The organism is Planotetraspora phitsanulokensis (assembly GCF_016863295.1).
Classification (GTDB): Bacteria; Actinomycetota; Actinomycetes; order Streptosporangiales; family Streptosporangiaceae; genus Planotetraspora; species Planotetraspora phitsanulokensis.
This window is the reverse complement of the sequence record NZ_BOOP01000030.1, coordinates 48269-64297: the sequence shown is the minus strand read 5'-3', so window position 1 is coordinate 64297 and position 16029 is coordinate 48269. Positions and strand designations below refer to the sequence as shown.

17 protein-coding genes are annotated in these 16029 nt (G+C 71.2%); 6 read left to right on the top strand and 11 right to left on the bottom strand.

The features are described 5' to 3' along the window. Window positions 1-52: 52 nt before the first annotated feature. Window positions 53-829 (top strand): isocitrate lyase/PEP mutase family protein, encoded by a 777-nt coding sequence (locus Pph01_RS30080; RefSeq protein ID WP_204076541.1) that lies wholly within the window; start codon window positions 53-55, stop codon window positions 827-829. 95 nt (window positions 830-924) lie between these two features. On the opposite strand, the gene Pph01_RS30075 is transcribed toward Pph01_RS30080, so the two are convergent. The 4 genes from Pph01_RS30075 to Pph01_RS30060 all read right to left on the bottom strand — a co-directional run bounded on the left by Pph01_RS30075 (window position 925) and on the right by Pph01_RS30060 (window position 4789). Then, window positions 925-1476 (bottom strand): hypothetical protein, encoded by a 552-nt coding sequence (locus Pph01_RS30075; protein WP_204076540.1) that lies wholly within the window; start codon window positions 1474-1476, stop codon window positions 925-927. Between the two features lie 285 nt (window positions 1477-1761). Then, entirely contained in the window at window positions 1762-2634 is an 873-nt protein-coding gene (locus Pph01_RS30070) for an alpha/beta fold hydrolase (protein WP_204076539.1), read from the bottom strand. Between the two features lie 112 nt (window positions 2635-2746). Beyond that, the gene (locus tag Pph01_RS30065) at window positions 2747-3694 is read right to left on the bottom strand and encodes an RNA polymerase sigma factor (RefSeq protein ID WP_204076538.1); all 948 of its coding nucleotides are present in this window, start codon (window positions 3692-3694) and stop codon (window positions 2747-2749) included. 120 nt (window positions 3695-3814) lie between these two features. After that, window positions 3815-4789 (bottom strand): helix-turn-helix transcriptional regulator, encoded by a 975-nt coding sequence (locus tag Pph01_RS30060; RefSeq protein ID WP_204076537.1) that lies wholly within the window; start codon window positions 4787-4789, stop codon window positions 3815-3817. Between the two features lie 39 nt (window positions 4790-4828). Here Pph01_RS30060 and Pph01_RS30055 point away from each other — a divergent pair, with 39 nt between their 5' ends. Genes Pph01_RS30055 through Pph01_RS30045 form a run of 3 tightly spaced genes read left to right on the top strand, consistent with a single transcriptional unit; the run spans window position 4829 to window position 6185 of the window. Next, window positions 4829-5308, top strand: coding sequence for a hypothetical protein (locus Pph01_RS30055; protein ID WP_204076536.1), 480 nt, complete (start codon window positions 4829-4831; stop codon window positions 5306-5308). Continuing rightward, window positions 5305-5754 (top strand): hypothetical protein, encoded by a 450-nt coding sequence (locus Pph01_RS30050; protein WP_204076535.1) that lies wholly within the window; start codon window positions 5305-5307, stop codon window positions 5752-5754. The genes Pph01_RS30055 and Pph01_RS30050 overlap by 4 nt, the downstream gene beginning before the upstream one ends. A gap of 56 nt (window positions 5755-5810) precedes the next feature. Then, a complete protein-coding gene (locus Pph01_RS30045) occupies window positions 5811-6185 on the top strand; it encodes a VOC family protein (RefSeq protein WP_308441929.1) in 375 nt (124 codons plus the stop codon). A gap of 9 nt (window positions 6186-6194) precedes the next feature. Here Pph01_RS30045 and Pph01_RS30040 read toward each other — a convergent pair whose 3' ends face one another. The 3 genes from Pph01_RS30040 to Pph01_RS30030 form a co-directional block, all read right to left on the bottom strand. Then, entirely contained in the window at window positions 6195-6776 is a 582-nt protein-coding gene (locus Pph01_RS30040; protein ID WP_204076534.1) for a DUF4240 domain-containing protein, read from the bottom strand. 130 nt (window positions 6777-6906) lie between these two features. Beyond that, a complete protein-coding gene (locus Pph01_RS30035; protein ID WP_204076533.1) occupies window positions 6907-7497 on the bottom strand; it encodes a neutral zinc metallopeptidase in 591 nt (196 codons plus the stop codon). A gap of 371 nt (window positions 7498-7868) precedes the next feature. After that, window positions 7869-8423 carry a hypothetical protein gene (locus Pph01_RS30030; RefSeq protein ID WP_204076532.1) on the bottom strand — a complete coding sequence of 185 codons (555 nt, stop codon included), beginning with the start codon at window positions 8421-8423 and terminating at the stop codon, window positions 7869-7871. A gap of 133 nt (window positions 8424-8556) precedes the next feature. Between Pph01_RS30030 and Pph01_RS30025 the strand changes: the two genes are divergently transcribed. After that, window positions 8557-9156: a cupin domain-containing protein gene (locus tag Pph01_RS30025; protein WP_204076638.1), complete on the top strand. Its 600-nt coding sequence runs from the start codon at window positions 8557-8559 to the stop codon at window positions 9154-9156. Between the two features lie 3 nt (window positions 9157-9159). On the opposite strand, the gene Pph01_RS30020 is transcribed toward Pph01_RS30025, so the two are convergent. The 4 genes from Pph01_RS30020 to Pph01_RS30005 all read right to left on the bottom strand — a co-directional run bounded on the left by Pph01_RS30020 (window position 9160) and on the right by Pph01_RS30005 (window position 15650). Beyond that, window positions 9160-13548 (bottom strand): cation-translocating P-type ATPase, encoded by a 4389-nt coding sequence (locus tag Pph01_RS30020; RefSeq protein ID WP_239117120.1) that lies wholly within the window; start codon window positions 13546-13548, stop codon window positions 9160-9162. 185 nt (window positions 13549-13733) lie between these two features. After that, a complete protein-coding gene (locus Pph01_RS30015; RefSeq protein WP_204076530.1) occupies window positions 13734-14081 on the bottom strand; it encodes an STAS domain-containing protein in 348 nt (115 codons plus the stop codon). Between the two features lie 106 nt (window positions 14082-14187). Continuing rightward, entirely contained in the window at window positions 14188-15045 is an 858-nt protein-coding gene (locus tag Pph01_RS30010) for an SAM-dependent methyltransferase (protein WP_239117119.1), read from the bottom strand. 101 nt (window positions 15046-15146) lie between these two features. Continuing rightward, window positions 15147-15650, bottom strand: a complete 504-nt coding sequence (locus Pph01_RS30005) for a VOC family protein (protein WP_204076529.1) — start codon at window positions 15648-15650, stop codon at window positions 15147-15149. Window positions 15651-15769: 119 nt separating this feature from the next. Here Pph01_RS30005 and Pph01_RS30000 point away from each other — a divergent pair, with 119 nt between their 5' ends. Continuing rightward, a complete protein-coding gene (locus Pph01_RS30000; protein ID WP_204076528.1) occupies window positions 15770-15982 on the top strand; it encodes a hypothetical protein in 213 nt (70 codons plus the stop codon). Window positions 15983-16029 lie beyond the last annotated feature (47 nt).

Genomic DNA, 16029 nt, shown 5'->3' with positions numbered 1-16029 from the left:
ACGCCGCCTCACTTCCATCGCCGCCGAAACGACCAGCGCCTAACGTGGCCGGATGCCGACGACTTTCCGCGACCTCCACCACGGCGACAGGCCTCTGGTCCTTCCCAACGCCTGGGACGTGCCGTCCGCGCTGGCGTTCCTCGACGCCGGTTTCGCGGCGATCGGCACCACCAGCTTCGGTGTCGCCTCCAGCCTCGGCCGCCCGGACGGCGGCCGCTCGACGCGGGAGGCGAACCTCACCCTCGCCCGCGCACTGTCGCGGCTTCCGTGTCACATCAGCGTGGACGTCGAGGACGGCTACGCCGACGAACCCGACGAGGTCGCCGAGTATGTCGCGGCGCTCGGCGTGGCCGGGGTCAACATCGAGGACAGCTCCGCGGGCAGGCTGATCTCGCCGGACGCGCACGCCGCGAAGGTGACGGCGATCAAACGCCGCTGTCCCGGCCTGTTCGTCAACGCCCGCGTCGACACGTACTGGCTCGGAGAGGACGCGGAGGTGGACGCGACGCTCGATCGCGCGGCCCGTTACGTCGAGGCGGGTGCGGACGGAGTCTTCGTCCCCGGCGCGACCGAGCCCTCCGTGCTTCGTGAGCTGGCGGCCGGCATCAGGGTTCCGTTGAACGTGCTCGTGGTCCCGGCGCTCTCGGTCGACGAACTCGCCGAACTCGGTGTTCGCCGCGTGAGCACGGGCTCCCTGCCCTACCGCGCGGCGATCGACGCCGCCGCCGAGGTCGCGGTCGCCGTCCGTGACGGCCGGGCCGTCCCCGCTGCGTCGCCGTATCCCGACATGCAGGCCCGGCTCGTCCGTTACGAGCAGGCCTCGGGCTGATCCTGGCACCGCCTCCGCCCCGCGACGCGCCGGGCGGAGGGCCGCTCCCGATCATCGGAAGCGGCCCCCCGTTCTCCGAACGGCGTCCGCGCCGGTTACGGCGTGTGATAGGCCGTCGTGCCGACGATCACCGGACTGGTCGTCTGCGTCGTCTGGCCGGTCGTCTGTGTCGTCTGTGTCACCACCGTCGTCTGACCGGTCGTCTGGTTCGTCGTCCGGGTCGTGCGGACGATCACCGGGCCGGTGGTCTGGCTCGTGGTCCGCGTCGTGCGGACGATCACAGGTGTGGACGTCCGGGTCGTCCGGACGAACACGGGAGCGGGCGTCGTGCGGACGAACACCGTGCGCGGGCTGCCGATCTGGGCGAAGGCGCTGAGAACCAGCGAGGCCCGGATCTGCGGTGTGGGCGCGGTGGCCACGGGGACGCAGTCGACCTGCGGGCACGGCGTGGTGAAGCACTGCTTGGGCGACGGCACGCAGGCGTAACCCGCCGGGCACAGCACCGCCGCGCACGACGGCGGGCTGTCCGGCGCGCACATCGCGTGCGCCCGCGAGGCGGAGCCGGAAGAGGCCGCCCAGGACGAGGACGCGGACAGTCCGACCGCGAGGGCGGCGACCGCCGTGGCCGTGACGAGCTTGCTGATCATCTTTCCCCCGAGACTGAGTGAAGCCGACGAGTCATGATCGCTCGGGAAGTCTCCGCAGGCCAGGAAGCCCGATCAAGGCGTGGCGTACGGGGTCTCGGCCGCCGGGAGGCCGGGGACGAGGCGGGAAGGCCGACGGGACCGGGCTTCGCGCGCTCCCGCCCGGGCACGTCGCGAACGCACGGGAGACGGATCTTTGACGATCTCGGAGGGACGCCATGGTGACGTCCCCCCTCCCGGGCCCGGTCGTCCCCCCTCAGATCGACGGCCGGGCGCCACGGGCGATCGTCAGGCGCGAGCGAACTCGGCGACCGCGCGGGTGAACAGCTCAGGCTGCTCGAGGTGGCCCATGTGGCCGCTCTCCGAAAGCACGGTCAGCCGCGAACCGGGGATTCCCTCGTGCAACATCGACGCCCAGCGCGTCCCGCAGATGAAGTCGTGCGCGCCGGTGAGGACCAGCGTCGGGAGCGCGATCGAGCCGAGCCTGTCCCGCACGTCGAAGGGCGCCGGTTCCTCCCCGCGCTGCGGGTCGATCCATGCCCGCAGCGCGGCGCGCATCGGCTCGAGCATCTGCTCGTGCGCCCAGTAGTCGTTGAAGTAGGCGGGCAGGACCCGGCGGAGACCGTCGGTGAACGACTTGTCGTCGGTCGCCGCGACGGCGTCCTGGAACGCCTGGGGGATCTCGGCCGCCTCCCGCCGGCCCGGGTGCCGCTCCGGAAAGCGGTTGACGTTGGCCACCGCGTCGGCCCAGAACTCCGGACCCGTGACCGGCGACGTCGCGAACAGGATCAGCCCGGCGAGCCGGTCCGCGTGGTCCAGCGCGTACCGCTGCGCGACGAATCCGCCGTGCGAATGTCCGAGCAGGAACACCTTCGGCAGGCCGAGGTGCTCGACGACACCATGGACGAACCGGGCGTAGGCGTCCAGCCGGTACTCGCGCGGGTCATCGAGGCGGCCGGAGGCCCCGGTGCCGACCGGCTCCAGGTAAACCATGGTGAGGTGCTCTTCCAGGCCCGGCATCCGCAGGTACTCCCACGCGATGCCCGGTCCCCCGGGGTGCACCACGCACACGGGTCCGGTGCCGGCGACGTGGAAGACCTGCCTGACGCCGTCGATGTTGATCTCCCGCGTTCCCGGTGAAAGCGCGGCGGTGGAACTCATGTCGAATCTCCTGACGTTGTGGCCCGCCGGCAGGCGGACCTGTGCTCACGTCATCCGGATGCCGCACCCCGGCGGGAAGTTCGGCCGGGTCGGCGTCGACTTTCGGCGAGATTCAGTGCGCGGGCTCCATCGCCGGTCGCGGGTGGAACAGCCGGAGTCGCCTGACCCGGCCCCCACGAAGGACCTGCAGCCAGATCACGCCGGGCGGGCAGTGTGCCGGGTCGTCGGGCGGGCTGATCAGGTCCGCCTCCCAGATGGTCAGGTCCCGGCTGGCCACCACGTCGGCGATGCGCTGCCGTACGCCGTGGGAGAGGTCGTGCTCCATCGCCCTGACGGCGACGTAACGGTCGCGGCCCAGCAGGTGGCCGCCGGGCGCGATGAACTCGGCGTCGGGCCACCAGTGCTCCTCGACGACGCCGGCGAACTCGCCCTTCTGCGCCTGCGCCATCATCTCCTCGGCCTCCTGACGGCGAGCCGCGGTGAACGACGCCGCGTCGTCGTGTGACCGGTCGGCCGTGTCGCGCAACGCCTCGGCGAGCTTGGTCCTGGCCTGGCTCAGCCGGCTGCGCACGGTGCCGATCGGCACCCCGCACAGTGCGGCGATCTGCTCGTAGGACGACACTTCGCTGAAGTAACGCAGCAGGGCCACCACGCGCACCGGTTCGGACAACTCGCCCACCGCGTGCCAGACCCAGTCCCGCATCGACCGATGCTCGAGCAGTTCCTCGGGCGTCGGTTCGCTGGACGGCGGAGCCAGGGCCTCCACATCGTCGAACGGCACGGCGCCCGTTCTCCTGAGGCGCATCCGGCACTCGTTCCGTACGATCGCCCGCAACCATGGGCCGGCGGCCGCGGGATCCCGCAGGTCGCCGATCCGCCGCACCGCGGTCAGCATGGCGTCCTGGACGGCGTCCTCGGCGTCGGGCCCGTATCCGAGCAGGCTCAACGCGACCGCCCGCATGCCGGCCTGGTGCCGCGACACCAGCAGTCCGAGGCAGGTCGCGTCTCCGCCCTGGGCGGCACGCACCAGGTCCACATCCGATTCCGCGCTCGACAGCACGCTGCTCTCCTCCCTCAGGACTCGGCGCCCCCCGGACCAGATGCGGGCGGGAATCGAAAAGTTCGCTTCCTCTTGCACACGGCCGACGCCGTCGGCGCCGAACCGTAGGGCAATTATGGGCTATATATCCGATTTTCTCAGGAGGGAGGCGTAGCGGGCCGCCAGAGCGCGGGCCGTCTCGGCGAGGCGGGCACGCAGCTCCGGCGGGCCGAGGACCTCCACGTCGGCGCCCATGGCGAGGAACGTCCCGTGAGCGTGATCGTGGGATTCGATGGGCAGGACCGCGCGGATCCAGCCGTCCGGCTCCTCTGTTCCCGTCTCGGACAGAGCCTGGGCGGCCGCGCCCGTCAGGCGGGACGCGGCCTGCGGTGAGAGACGGACGACCGCCTCGCCTCGCCGCAGACGGGCGTGGAAGTCCGCCTGGTAGCCCTTCCAGTAGGCGCCCAGGTCGAAGTCGTCGGGAGGAGTGAACTCCTCGTCCAGCACGTCGAGGCCGAGGATCTGGTCGACCCGGTAGGTCCGCGGCCCCGGCCCGGCCACGACGTACCACCGCCCGGCCTTGAGCACCAGGCCGTACGGCTCCAGTCGCCTGTCCACGTCGGTCGGCGCCTTCCAGCGGCGGTATCGCACGTCGAGCACGCGGCTGTTCCACACGGCGTCCGCGACCTGCGGAAGGTGGGGGACCTCGTCGTCCTGCGCGTACCAGCCGGGGGCGTCGAGGTGAAAACGCGACCGCATGCGGTCGGCCTGCGCGCGCAGCTCGGGCGGCAGCGCGGCGCGGACCTTGAGCTGGGCGGCCGCGAGAGCAGAGCCGAGGCCGAGCTCGGCGGCGGGTCCGGGGACGCCGGAGAGGAAGAGCGCCTCCGCCTCCGGGGCGCTCAGCCCGGTGAGCCGGGTGCGATAACCGGCGACGAGCTGGTAGCCGCCGGAGTGCCCGGCGTCCCCGTACAGAGGCACGCCCGCCGCGTGCAGCGACTCGACGTCGCGGTACACGGTCCGCACGGAGACCTCCAGCTCCGCGGCGAGCTGGGCGGCGGTCATCCGGCCCTTCGTCTGGAGCAGCAGGAGGATCGACAGAAGGCGGCTCGACTTCACTGACACAAGATGGCAGTGAATCGACCCTAGGGTCCAGCCATGGCTTTCGCAGAGAAACTGTTGTGGGTGCCGCCCCCGGTCGAGGTGGGCGGCCGCCGCGTGAAGCGTTACCACGTCTCCGCCGACCCGGCCGGCATCGATCCCGTGGTCGAGAAGGCGGCCTACGCGATCCTTCCCGAGATCCTGCCGGAGCCGGACGGCACGCCGCCCGCCACCTTCGTCGTCCTGCACCGGGGCGGGGACGACGGCGCGTACCTCAACGCGTACAGCTGGATGTGGGACAACGCCCTGCACTTCGCCGGCGCGGTGGCCGGTCAGCCGGTGCTGGGCTGCCCGGACAACGACTCCACCCATTTCGTACGGCTGGCCGGCCCCCTGATCGGCTGCGTGTGGGAGTTGCCGCCGATCCTGCACGAACGCGACGCGTGGGTGCGGCACATGCTCGCGCCCGAGCACCCCGACCTCGACGCCTACCTCGCGGACTCGCTTCCCGAAGGCACCACAGGAGACCGTTCATGAACGACTTCGACTTCCTCACCGGAACCTGGGACGTCGCCAACCGGTGGCGGGTCGATTTCCTCGACGAGAACAGCGAGTGGGAGGAGTTCCCCGCCGTCAGCCACGCCTCCCGCCACTTCGGCGGCGGGGCGAACTTCGACGAGATCGAGTTCCCCACGAAGGGCTTCGCCGGGCTCACGCTGCGGCTGTACGACACCGAGCAGAAGCAGTGGGCCCTGTACTGGTCCAGTTCGCGCACGGGCACGCTCTTCCCGCCGGTCTACGGCCGGTTCGCCGACGGCCGGGGCGAGTTCCACGGCGAGGACACCCACGCCGGCCGGGATGTTCTGGTGCGGTTCGTCTGGTCGGGCATCACCGAGACGTCCGCCCGCTGGGAGCAGGCGTTCTCCGTCGACTCCGGGGAGACCTGGCTGGTCAACTGGGTCATGGACCTGACCCGTCGCTGAGCCCTCCGGCGGATCTCGGTGGACCACCACATCCGCCTGTGACCACAATGATCGCCATGACCTCTTCAGTGCGACATGTGACGCTCGACTGCGCCGACGCGTACCGGCTGGCCGTCTTCTGGGCCGAGGTGCTCGGCGGTTCGCTCGGCGAAGACGACAACCCCGGCGACCCGGAGGCGCTGGTGAAGACGCCGGGCGTCTCGTTGCTGTTCATCCAGGTGCCGGACGGCAAGACGGTCAAGAACCGGATGCACCTGGATCTGCAGCCGCAGGACCGCACCCGGGACGAGGAGGTCGAACGGCTGCTGGCGCTCGGCGCGACCCTCGTCGGGGACCACCGGCGTGAGGACGGCACCGGCTGGGCGACTCTCTCCGACATCGAGGGCAACGAGTTCTGCGTCGAGCGCAGCGCGGCCGAGCGCGCGGGCTGAGCAGGGCCTTCAGTCGTCCTCGTCGAGGAACAGGGCGGAGAGGCGGGGAAGGCGGCGGCGGTTCTCGTCGTCGTCCTCCACGTCCCAGTCCTCGCCGGACGCGCGTGCGGGCCTGTCCATCTGGGGCACCGCGGCCTCCATCGCCGCGTCGAACGACTTGGTCTCGCCCGTGACCCGTCCGTACGCTTCGCGAGCCAGGTACGAGAGCCCCTCGTAGCCGATCCACCCGCCGTCTTCGCCGCTCATCAGCACCACGACCGGCAGGCCGGCCAGAGAGTCGGGATCGGCGACGGCGCGCGTGAACGTCTCCCGCCCCTGCAGGACGAGCCCGTCGCGGAAGTCCATGAAGCCGTCGTCGCCGCAGCCGCCCTCGATGAGGTACGCCGCGTTCCAGAGCGGCCGCAGATAGGCGGAGTCGGTGACCTGAATCTCCAGCAGTGCGAACTCGATGATCTCGGCCGCGTCCAGTTCGGCGAGCAGATCCGTGAGCGCGGACGGCAGCGGGTCGTCGGGGAGGTTCCTGTCGTCGGCCCGGTCGGCGACGGCCGTACGCGCGCGTTCGATGAGCGTCCACCAGGCGTCGATGTCCACGCCGGTCACCTTAGCGTCACGTTCGCGGGGGGATCATGCGATTGGTGCCCATCGCGGCGGTGTCCGCGCGGTTGCCCAAGAAGCCAACGGCGGCCGGCTGACCGCGGCCGGACAGGTGGCGCCGTGCCCGTCAGGTGACCTCTCTCTTCGGGACCGACCAGGTGTCGCACGCACCCGGCCTGCCGGAGCGGTACCCCTTCTCGAGCCACTTCAGCTGGGTCGACAGCCGGCCGTGGTCGCGGATCCACGCGCCGTCGAGCGTGCCCCAGTACAGGTCGCGGTACTCCTGCCACGGCGGCATCTGACGGCGCATCGCGGACACGGCCACTCCGGCGAAGCATTCGGCCTGCAGTTCGAGGCGCCGGCTCAGCAGGTCCGCGGCCGATCGCTTGTCGGCGACGTCGGCTGCCGCCTCCTCGTAGGCCAGCATGTTCGTCCAGTACTGGACGTGATGGCCGTACTCGTGGGCGATCACCTCGGATATCCACGTTGCCGCCCAGGGCCGCAGCGAGTACTTCGGGACCAGGACGTAGTAGGTCGTGGTCGCGCCGCAGTAGGTCCCGTCGGCCCCTTTGGCGGGCATCATCCCGCACGCGGGATCGCGCACGCGGCGCTGCACGAACTTCCGCTTGGGCGGCGTGAAGTAGATCCTCGCCTCCTTGAACGAGCCCGCCCAGATCCGGTCCAGACAGGTCGAGACGGCGGCCATGTACTTGTTCATGGACGGCCGGCTGCCCGACGTGATCGCGGGAATGTCGCAGCTCGCTTTCACCCGGGGTGCGGCGTAGAGCGGGCTGTCGACCACTGCGGGGTGGCCGAGGGGGACCGTGAGCAGCTGAGTCGGCGCCGGGGACGGCGAGGCCGAAGGCGACGGCGTCGCCGCGGGCGCGGCGCCCTTTCTCGCGCCGGACAGAGGAATCGGCGTGGGCGAGGGGGCGGCGGGTGAACACGCGGTGAGGAGGAGGACACAAATGATCAAAGGCCGGGAGAGGCGGCGCATATTGGGGGATCTTATCCACCAATTATCGCGAAATGGAGTTTATTTATTTTCGCCGGACTACTGGGATTATTGCGTTTAAAGGGATGAATGGCTCAGGCGTCGCGCATCGAGGGATCGCCGGGAAGACCGACCCGGTCCGGTACGGCCTGAGGCAGCCCGCGCAGCCAGCCGTCGAGGTCGTCGGGCCACCACCGGCCGGGCGCCAGGTGCCCGAGCAGTTCTCCGACGACCGCCGCGGACGCCGGGGCGGGCACGACGCGGGTCGGCGCGGCTCCGGCGAGCACGCCCAGCCACCAGTGCCGCCGGGTGGCCGGCAGGTCGTCGGGGTCGAGGACGACGTAGTAGTCGGGAAGGATGAGGCGGTCGCCGCGCAGCCCGGCGAGGGCCGCCTCAATCGCGATCTCCAGGCCCCCGGTGGGTGCGGCGCCGTCGAAGAAGTCCGCCCAGGCGGCGCCGACGTCGGCGAGAGGATCGGCGTCGTGCACCACATAGGTCGCCCGCGCGCGTGTCACCGTCTCGGTCACGTCCGCCGCCGGACGCTCGCCGCGAGTGATCGCCCGCACGTTGTGCAGGCCGTCGAGCGCGGAGACCACGTCCGCCGCATGATCCCCCGCCACCACGACCACGGTGCTGCTCAGTCGCCGCATGAATCGGAGTCTAAGACCCCATATCTGGCGATCTCGTCCGTGGGCGGCGTCCCCCATGGTCATCTGACCGCCGCCGAATGAGGCTCGTGCCGTCCGCGCCGAGGCCTGCCGTACGATCGGCGGCGTGCTGGTCATGACTCTGGCGTCCTATCCCGGCGGGCCCTCGTTTCCCGCGTCCGACGACGCGGACGCGTTGCGCGTCGCGGCCGAGGCGTTCGACGGTCCCGAGCCGGTCGTCGCCGTTGACGACGACGGGCGGGTCCGGTTCCTGCGCAGAGACGTGACCGGCGCGTTCGTCGCGGTCCGGGAGCGACCGGTCGTCGCCGAGGCCCTCGACCTGCTCCCGCACCCCGAGGGCGGGTGGTTCCGCGAGACCTGGCGGACGTCCGCGAGCTTCGAGCCGCCCGGCTACGGCGGGCCGCGTCAGAGCGCCACGGGCATCTACTTCCTCCTCCACCCGGGAGAGGAGTCGGTGTGGCACGTGGTCCGCTCGGACGAGGTCTGGTTCTGGCACCGGGGCGGCCCGCTGTCCCTCGTGCTCGGGGGCGCAGGCGACCGGCCGGGTGAGGAGCGGACGATCACGCTCGGTCCCGAGGTCGAGCACGGCCAGGTGCCCCAGGCGCTCGTGCCGGCGGGGGTCTGGCAGGCGGCTCGCCCGGCGGGTTCGGAGGGCGTGCTCGTGAGCTGCGTGGTGTCCCCCGGATTCGACTTCGCCGACTTCAGAGCCGTCTGACGATCAGGCGGCTTCGGGCTCCGGTTCCGTCTCCGGCTCCTCGGTTCCCGTCTCCGACTCCGCCTCGCGTACGGCCTCGGCGATCGGCTGGAGCAGTATGCCGGCGGCCGTCGCCGCCGCCGCGCTTCCCAGAGCGATGCACCAGGCCAGCGGACCGAGCGGACGGGACCCGAAGAACCTGCTGACACCGGGGACGGTGACGATCGCCCACAGGACGGCGAGCGACACCAGGGCGGCCAGCAGGACCACCTTGTCCCTCCCGCCGTTGGTCAGGGTCTGCATCAGCTGCGCCGAGACGAGCGCGACCAGCCCGATCGTGTCCGCCCTGCCCCGGGTGCCGGTCACGCGTCCCAGCGTCCACGCGGCCGTGGCGGCCGTCGCCGTGATGACGGCCCGCAGGTAGATGTCCCTGGTCAGCGTGGCTCCGAGTGAGGCCTCCGGTCCTTCGGCCAGGAGCTTTTCCGGGTCGGTCGCCGCGGGCGGCCTGACGGCCACCGCCATGGCGGGCACCATGTCGGTGAGCAGGTTGACCAGCAGGAGCTGGCGGGCGTTCAGCGCGCTCCGCCCGGCGAGCACGCTCGATCCCACAGTGAAGGCGATCTCTCCGATGTTCCCGCCCAGCAGGATGCTCAGCGCGTCCCGGACCGAGCCCCACATGGCGCGGCCTTCGACGATCGCGTCGACGATCGTCTCGATGCGGTCGTCGGTGACCACGAGGTCGGCCGCGCCCCGGGCCGCGGGGGTGGCCCGCGTACCCAGCGCGATGCCCACGTCGGCCATGCGGATGGCGGGGGCGTCGTTGGCGCCGTCGCCCGTGACGGCGACGACCTCTCCGGCCTGGCGCAGGCAGGTGACGATCCGCGCCTTGTGGGCCGGCGTGGCCCGGGCGAAGACCGCCACGTCGGGAAGGATCTTCGTCAGGGCCTCGTCGTCCATCTCGTCCAGTTCGGGCCCGGTCATGATGCCCCGGCCGTTCAACGCGTTGAGCTCGACGGCGATGGCCTCAGCCGTGCTCGGATGGTCGCCGGTCACCATGACGATCCGGACGCCTGCGCGGATGAGCCGGTCGACGCTCTCCGCCGCGGTCGGGCGCACCGGATCGGCGAGGCCGAGGAAGCCCAGGAAGCAGAGGTCGTCGATGCGCGCCTCGTCGAGGTCCCGTCGATCGGAGGCGGGACGCTGCGCGACGGCGAGGATGCGGTCACCCTGGCGTGCGAGCCTGTCGACCTCCTGTTCCAGCGCCCGCCGCGCGGCGTCGTCGCACGGGACCTGCCGGGTCCCGTCGAACATCGTGGTGCAGTGGGTGAGCACGATCTCGGGGGCACCCTTGACGCTGAGCAGGTGCCCGGACTCGGTGAGGCCGAGCACGGCGTGGTAGCCGCGCCCGGGTTCGAAGGGCAACTCGTCGACGCGCTCCCAGGTGGCCAGGCCCTCGCCCGGCGTCACGCCCATGCGCTCGGCGCCGTCGACGACCGCGCGGTCGGTGGGGTGGGCGATGACGTGGCCGTCGCCCGACCGGGGACTGGCGCGTACGGCCGCGGCGACGATCCGCTTCAGCGCCGGAGCCGGATCGTCCACGGAGCAGCTTTCCCGGCCGTCGGACACGTGGCGCAGGCTGATGTGCCCCTCGGTCAGCGTCCCCGTCTTGTCGAAACACAACACGTTCACCCGGCCGAGCGCCTCGATCGTGGACGGGTTGCGCACCAGCGCGGCGCGCTTCGACAACCGGCGCGCCGCGGCGAGCTCGGCGACGGTCGCGACGAAGGGCAGCCCTTCGGGCACTGCCGCGACGGTGAGGCTCACCGCGGGCGTGAGCGCGGTGGCAAGGCTGCGTCCCCGGAACAGGTCGATGGCCAGCAGCACGAAGCCCGACGCGATCGAGACGGGGAGGATCCGGCTGCTCAGCTCGCGCAGCCGCAACTCGACGCCGGTCGGCGGGGCGGCCTCCCCGGCGAGTTTCGCGCTGCGCCCCGCCTCCGTCATGTCGCCCGTCGCGACGATCACCGCGCGGCCGCTGCCCGCCGCGATCGTCGTGCCCTGGTACACCATCGAGCTCCGGTCGGCGACGGCCATGGCGACCGTCGGCGCCGCCGTCTTGGTGACCAGTTGCGACTCGCCGGTGAGGGTCGACTCGTCGACCTCGAGGCCGACCGCCTTGATCACTCGCCCGTCGGCCGGCACGGCGTCGCCGGCGCGCAACTCCACGACGTCGCCGGGGGCCAGGTCCTCCCTGGTCGCCTCGACCGTCCCCTCGGGACGGCGCAGCCGCACCCGCACGGCGGTGGCCTCGGTCAGCCGGGTCAGCGCACGGTCGGCCCTGGACCGCTGGACGCCGCCGAGGAAGGCGTTGATCGTCATGACGCTGCCGATCAGCACGGCGTCGAGGACCGATCCGATCAGGGCGGAGATGCCCGCCCCCGCCGCCAGAGCGGGAGTCAGCGGGTTCGCCAGCTCCTCGAACGTCGTGCGCGCCAGTGACGGCGGCCCCTGAGGTTCCCCCTCGGGTCGTGCGGCCTCCCGTCGCTGTGCGGCCTCCACCTCGGCGAGCCCCTGGCTGGACGAGCCCAGCCGGGACAGGACGTCCTTGGCCGACATGGCGTGCCAGGGCGTGGCGTCGGCGCGCAGCGGCGCGGTGACACGGCCGGCGCTCTGGCCGGCCCACTCACCGATGACCAGGGCCACGGCCGAGACGCCGGCGCTCACGAGCTGCGCCCGGTTCAGCGCGGTGGCCTCCGGCCCCGCGATCGAGAGCAGGCTGCCGACGACCCCCGCTGTGGCGCCGAGCCGTACACCGTTCCTGCTGACCCGCGCCGCGGTCGGCAGGCAGCTCAGCAGCAGGTGAACGCCCTCGGAGTCGCCCACGACGTCGGCGTCCCACGGCACGGGGCCCGACTCGTCCATGACGCCGACGCCGAGGTCGGCCTGGGCCAGCGCCTCGCGGCAGCCGCGTGACACCACCAGGACGCAGTGCCCCTCGGACTGGAGCTCGTAGATCGTGTCCGCGAGTTCAGGGCCCCCGGGGACCGGCTGTCCGAGGGCGAGCCGCCGGGCGAGGCCATCGTCGCCTCCCGCGAGGATCACGGTCGTCGCGGCCGCCTTGGCCCTGGCGACCACGGCCTCCGCCATGGGGTCGACCTCGTGGGCCAGTCCGGCGACCGCGATCAGGCGGCCCTCTCTCTTCACCTCGACAGGGCGCAGTCCCCGCTCCCGCCACGAGGGCGCCTCGGCCGGAAGATGTGCGTCCAGGTCGGCGAGCGGCGCCACCGTCACGCCGTCGCCGGATCTCGTGCCGGTCGGATCGGTGAAGTCGATCAGGGTGTGGAGCCGCGCGTACAACTCGCCGGTGTCCATGCCGTCGCCGACGGGCACGACGCGGTCGATCGTCCACGATCCGGTCATGAGGCAGTCCGCGTCGAGGATCACCGTGTCGACGCGGTCCATGGAGCGCAGGCAGGTGGCGTCGAGGACGACCGTGTCGCGCTCCCCGAGAGCCCGGCTGATCGCGCCGGAGAAGGCGTCGCGACAGTGCGCCGCGACGTCGGGGGTGGCCGAGATCAGCACGGACAGCGCCCGATCGCCGCTGCCCGTGAGCAGCCGGGTGACCGTGTACGCGCCCGCCGTCGCCGGGCTGGCGAGGTCGGCGTAACGCTCGACCGGGCCGTGGGGCAGGGGGCACGGCCGTTCCCGCGCGGGGGTTTTGATGTGCCGGTAGGCGCCGTCCTGGTGGGAGAGCCTCTCCTCGAGCTCCTCCCACGCGTACCGGCCGGCCCGGGCCTCCACGAAGCGGCCGACCGACGCCATCGACTGCACGAGCAGCCCCAGCGGCCGCAACGCCAGCGTCTGCGTGATCATCGTCGCCGCTGTGAACATGGCGGTCGTGGCGCGGTGGCCGAGGCGACGGTCCAACTGCTCGCGCAGGGCCGGGGTGGAGTTCACCAGATGCAGCACCGAGGGGACGGTGAGCGGCAGGCTCGGGAGATTGGCGGCCCTGCCCGCGAAGACCAGGCCGATGCCCCCGACGCCGGCGGCCAGGCGGACCGTGGCGCGCAGATGCTCGTCTCTCAGGCGGGCCGGTGCATGGGGAGCGCGGTCCTCCTGGTCGTCCAGCTCGGCCACGATCGCGATCAGCTCGTCCTCGTCGACCTTCTCCCCGTCGCATACGACGAAGACGCTGCCGAGCCGTCCGTTGACCTCCGCCCTGTCCACGTGGGGGAGCGCGCACAGCCGCTTCTCCAGTCGCCTCGCCGCGCGCTCGGTGCCGTGGGCGCCGATGCCGTGCAGGTCGACCCGCAGGCCGGCGGGGTACGGCCTGACCTGGCGGACCGTCGGCAGGACGTCCTTGAGAGGGTCGGGCAGCACGCCGCGAAGCAGCGCGGCCGACGTCGTGAGCATGCGGGTCAGGAACATCCGCCCGCCCGGATGTCAGTCATGACCCCTCCTGGCATGAACCGGGGGGTTCGATGACGTGTACACGAGCGGCCGTGAAGCCGTCGTTCCTACCTTTCCTCCATCGGGCACGGCAGAAACTCGCACCGGGTCCGGAAATCGGACAGACGGGCGAGTTTGTTGGAAACTCCCTAGGTGATCGCGAAGGTGGGCCAGGCGAGCAGGTCGAGGACACGCTCCAGCCCGGGCTGGACGTTGCTCAGCCGTACCGGGTGATCGACCGGGTCGTCGGACAACAGGGTGAGGGTGCGCAGGCCGTAGAGGTCGATGAACTCCAGGTCCTCGACGTCGCAGGTCGGGGCTTGCCCCCCGCCGTACAGGAGGAGCAGGGCCTTGATCGCGGCGTCGCTGTTGGTCACGTCGATCTGCCCGCTCAGCCGGATGCGGCCGCGGCCGGAGCACCGGATGCTGAGCTGGTCGTCGGTGTACAGGACGTCCGGCATCGAGGCCTGCGACAGGCGTCCGGGGGCCTTCGTCATCGGGAAGTGCCGCCTTCCTTCAGTGGGGCGGACCACTTTCGAGCATCATCGCCTGCGACGACGCCTGTCAACCGATGCGCGCAACGATCTCCCAGACGGGGCGGGTTCACGCCTTACGGGCGACGCCTCCCACGAAGGTGTGATACGTGATCCCCTGCTCGGGAATGTCGTCCGGCTCCGGCCGCCATTCCGCCAGCGGGACGAGCCCCGGGTCAAGGAGCTCGAAGTCACCGAAATAGGCCACGATCTCGTCGTGGGTGCGCCACCGCCCGGTGCCGAGGTTCTCGTTGAACAGCCTCTCGGCCGAGGTGGCCTGAGCCGACACCTCGGGGTGCTTGTCGCCGGGGTTGTGGAAGTGCGAGACGGCGAGGTAGCTGCCCGAAGACAGCGCGTCGCGGTACCGTCCGGCGGTCCCCTCCGGGTCCTCGTCGTCGTTCAGGTGGTGCAGGATCGCGAACAGCAGCAGGCCGACGGGCTTGGTGAAGTCGATGAGCCTCGTGACCTCGGGGTGCCCGAGAATCGACTCCGGGTCGCGGATGTCCGCCTCGATGACCGTGGTGCGCCCGTCCTTGGCCAGGATCGCCCGGCCGTGGGCGAGCACGATGGGGTCGATGTCGACGTAGACCGTGTGCGCGTCGGGCGCGAACTCCTGGGCGATCTCGTGCACGTTGCCCTGGGTCGGCAGGCCCGAGCCGATGTCGAGGAACTGCCGCACGTCGACGTCCTGCGCCAGGTGGCGGACCACCCGCTTCAGGAAGTCACGGTTGGCCCGGGCGGCGGCCGGCGCGTCGGGGGCGATCCGCAGGGCCATCTCCGCCACCTGACGGTCGACGGCGAAGTTGTCCTTGCCGCCGAGCATGACGTCGTAGACCCGCGAAATGCTCGGCTTCGTCGTGTCCACGGGAGGTCGAGCGTTGTCGTTCGGAGTCTCGGTGGACGTCACGTCGTGGTCTCTGTCCGGCACGGGCCCATCCCTGGTCGCTTCGCGGCGCACTGATCTAGATCACGATAATTGTGATCTTGTCGGCCTGGAACCGTTTTGCGGCGAGAAGGGCTACCTGCGCGCTAAATGGACACGCCGACGCCGCCGCGAGTCTCGGCTCCGTACCGCTCCAACTCCTTCGCGATGTCGAGCGGCCGGATCTGGGATCGGCCGGCGAGGGTCTCCTCGTCGAGCAGGGCGGCGGGGACGAGCCAGGACACCTCGAACTCGATCCCGTCGGGGTCCTTGGCGTACAACGCCTTGGTGGTGGAGTGGTCGGACGCCCCGGCCAGCGAACCCATCTCCGCGAGCTTCACCGAGACGCGCTCCAGTTCCGCGAGGGTGTCCACCTCCCACGCGAGGTGGTAGAGCCCCACGGTCGACCGCCCCGCGGCCGACGGCCCGGCCTGGGCGCCGATCTGGAAGAGACCGAGGTCGTGGTCGTTCGTCGATCCGGAGGCCTGCAGGAACGCCGCACCCGGGAAGGAGTTGACCACCCGGAAGCCGAGTGCCTCCTGGTAGAAGGCGACGCTGCGCGACACGTCGCGGACGTACAGCACCGCGTGGTTGAGACGTTGGATCGGCACGACCCCTCCTTACACTCTTGAACTCTCAAGTAATTCTACCGCGAGCGGCGTTCCCGGAAACTGTCGGGGGCAGGCCGTACGGTGACCTCCGGACGGAGCCGACAGAGGGGGAACTCATCATGGCCGCCGACAGTGTCGCGCGAGAGCGCGAAGCCAACCAGGTCCTGTTCAGGGCCGTGCACGATGTGGCCCTCCGCCATGCCGGCGAGCCGTTCCACCAGGTGGTGTCCGCGCTCGCGAGCACTCTGCCCGGCACACCCCGCCTCGACGAGGCCGAGGTGCGCCGGATCGCGGAGGAGATCAGCGTCGGGCGCGATCCCTCGGGTCTGTGATGCCGTGCCCCTTCGGGTCTGTGACGCCGTGACCGTTCAGGCCTGTG

Bases quoted from the DNA above. Each gene is read 5' to 3' on its own strand.
- Pph01_RS30030 (WP_204076532.1), bottom strand. From the start codon at position 8,423: ATGCGGCGACTGAGCAGCACCGTGGTCGTGGTGGCGGGGGATCATGCG.
- Pph01_RS30075 (WP_204076540.1), bottom strand. From the start codon at position 1,476: ATGATCAGCAAGCTCGTCACGGCCACGGCGGTCGCCGCCCTCGCGGTC.
- Pph01_RS30020 (WP_239117120.1), bottom strand. From the start codon at position 13,548: ATGCTCACGACGTCGGCCGCGCTGCTTCGCGGCGTGCTGCCCGACCCT.
- Pph01_RS30080 (WP_204076541.1), top strand. From the start codon at position 53: ATGCCGACGACTTTCCGCGACCTCCACCACGGCGACAGGCCTCTGGTC.
- Pph01_RS30070 (WP_204076539.1), bottom strand. From the start codon at position 2,634: ATGAGTTCCACCGCCGCGCTTTCACCGGGAACGCGGGAGATCAACATC.
- Pph01_RS30035 (WP_204076533.1), bottom strand. From the start codon at position 7,497: ATGAACAAGTACATGGCCGCCGTCTCGACCTGTCTGGACCGGATCTGG.
- Pph01_RS30000 (WP_204076528.1), top strand. From the start codon at position 15,770: ATGGCCGCCGACAGTGTCGCGCGAGAGCGCGAAGCCAACCAGGTCCTG.
- Pph01_RS30055 (WP_204076536.1), top strand. From the start codon at position 4,829: ATGGCTTTCGCAGAGAAACTGTTGTGGGTGCCGCCCCCGGTCGAGGTG.
- Pph01_RS30050 (WP_204076535.1), top strand. From the start codon at position 5,305: ATGAACGACTTCGACTTCCTCACCGGAACCTGGGACGTCGCCAACCGG.
- Pph01_RS30025 (WP_204076638.1), top strand. From the start codon at position 8,557: ATGACTCTGGCGTCCTATCCCGGCGGGCCCTCGTTTCCCGCGTCCGAC.
- Pph01_RS30045 (WP_308441929.1), top strand. From the start codon at position 5,811: ATGACCTCTTCAGTGCGACATGTGACGCTCGACTGCGCCGACGCGTAC.
- Pph01_RS30015 (WP_204076530.1), bottom strand. From the start codon at position 14,081: ATGACGAAGGCCCCCGGACGCCTGTCGCAGGCCTCGATGCCGGACGTC.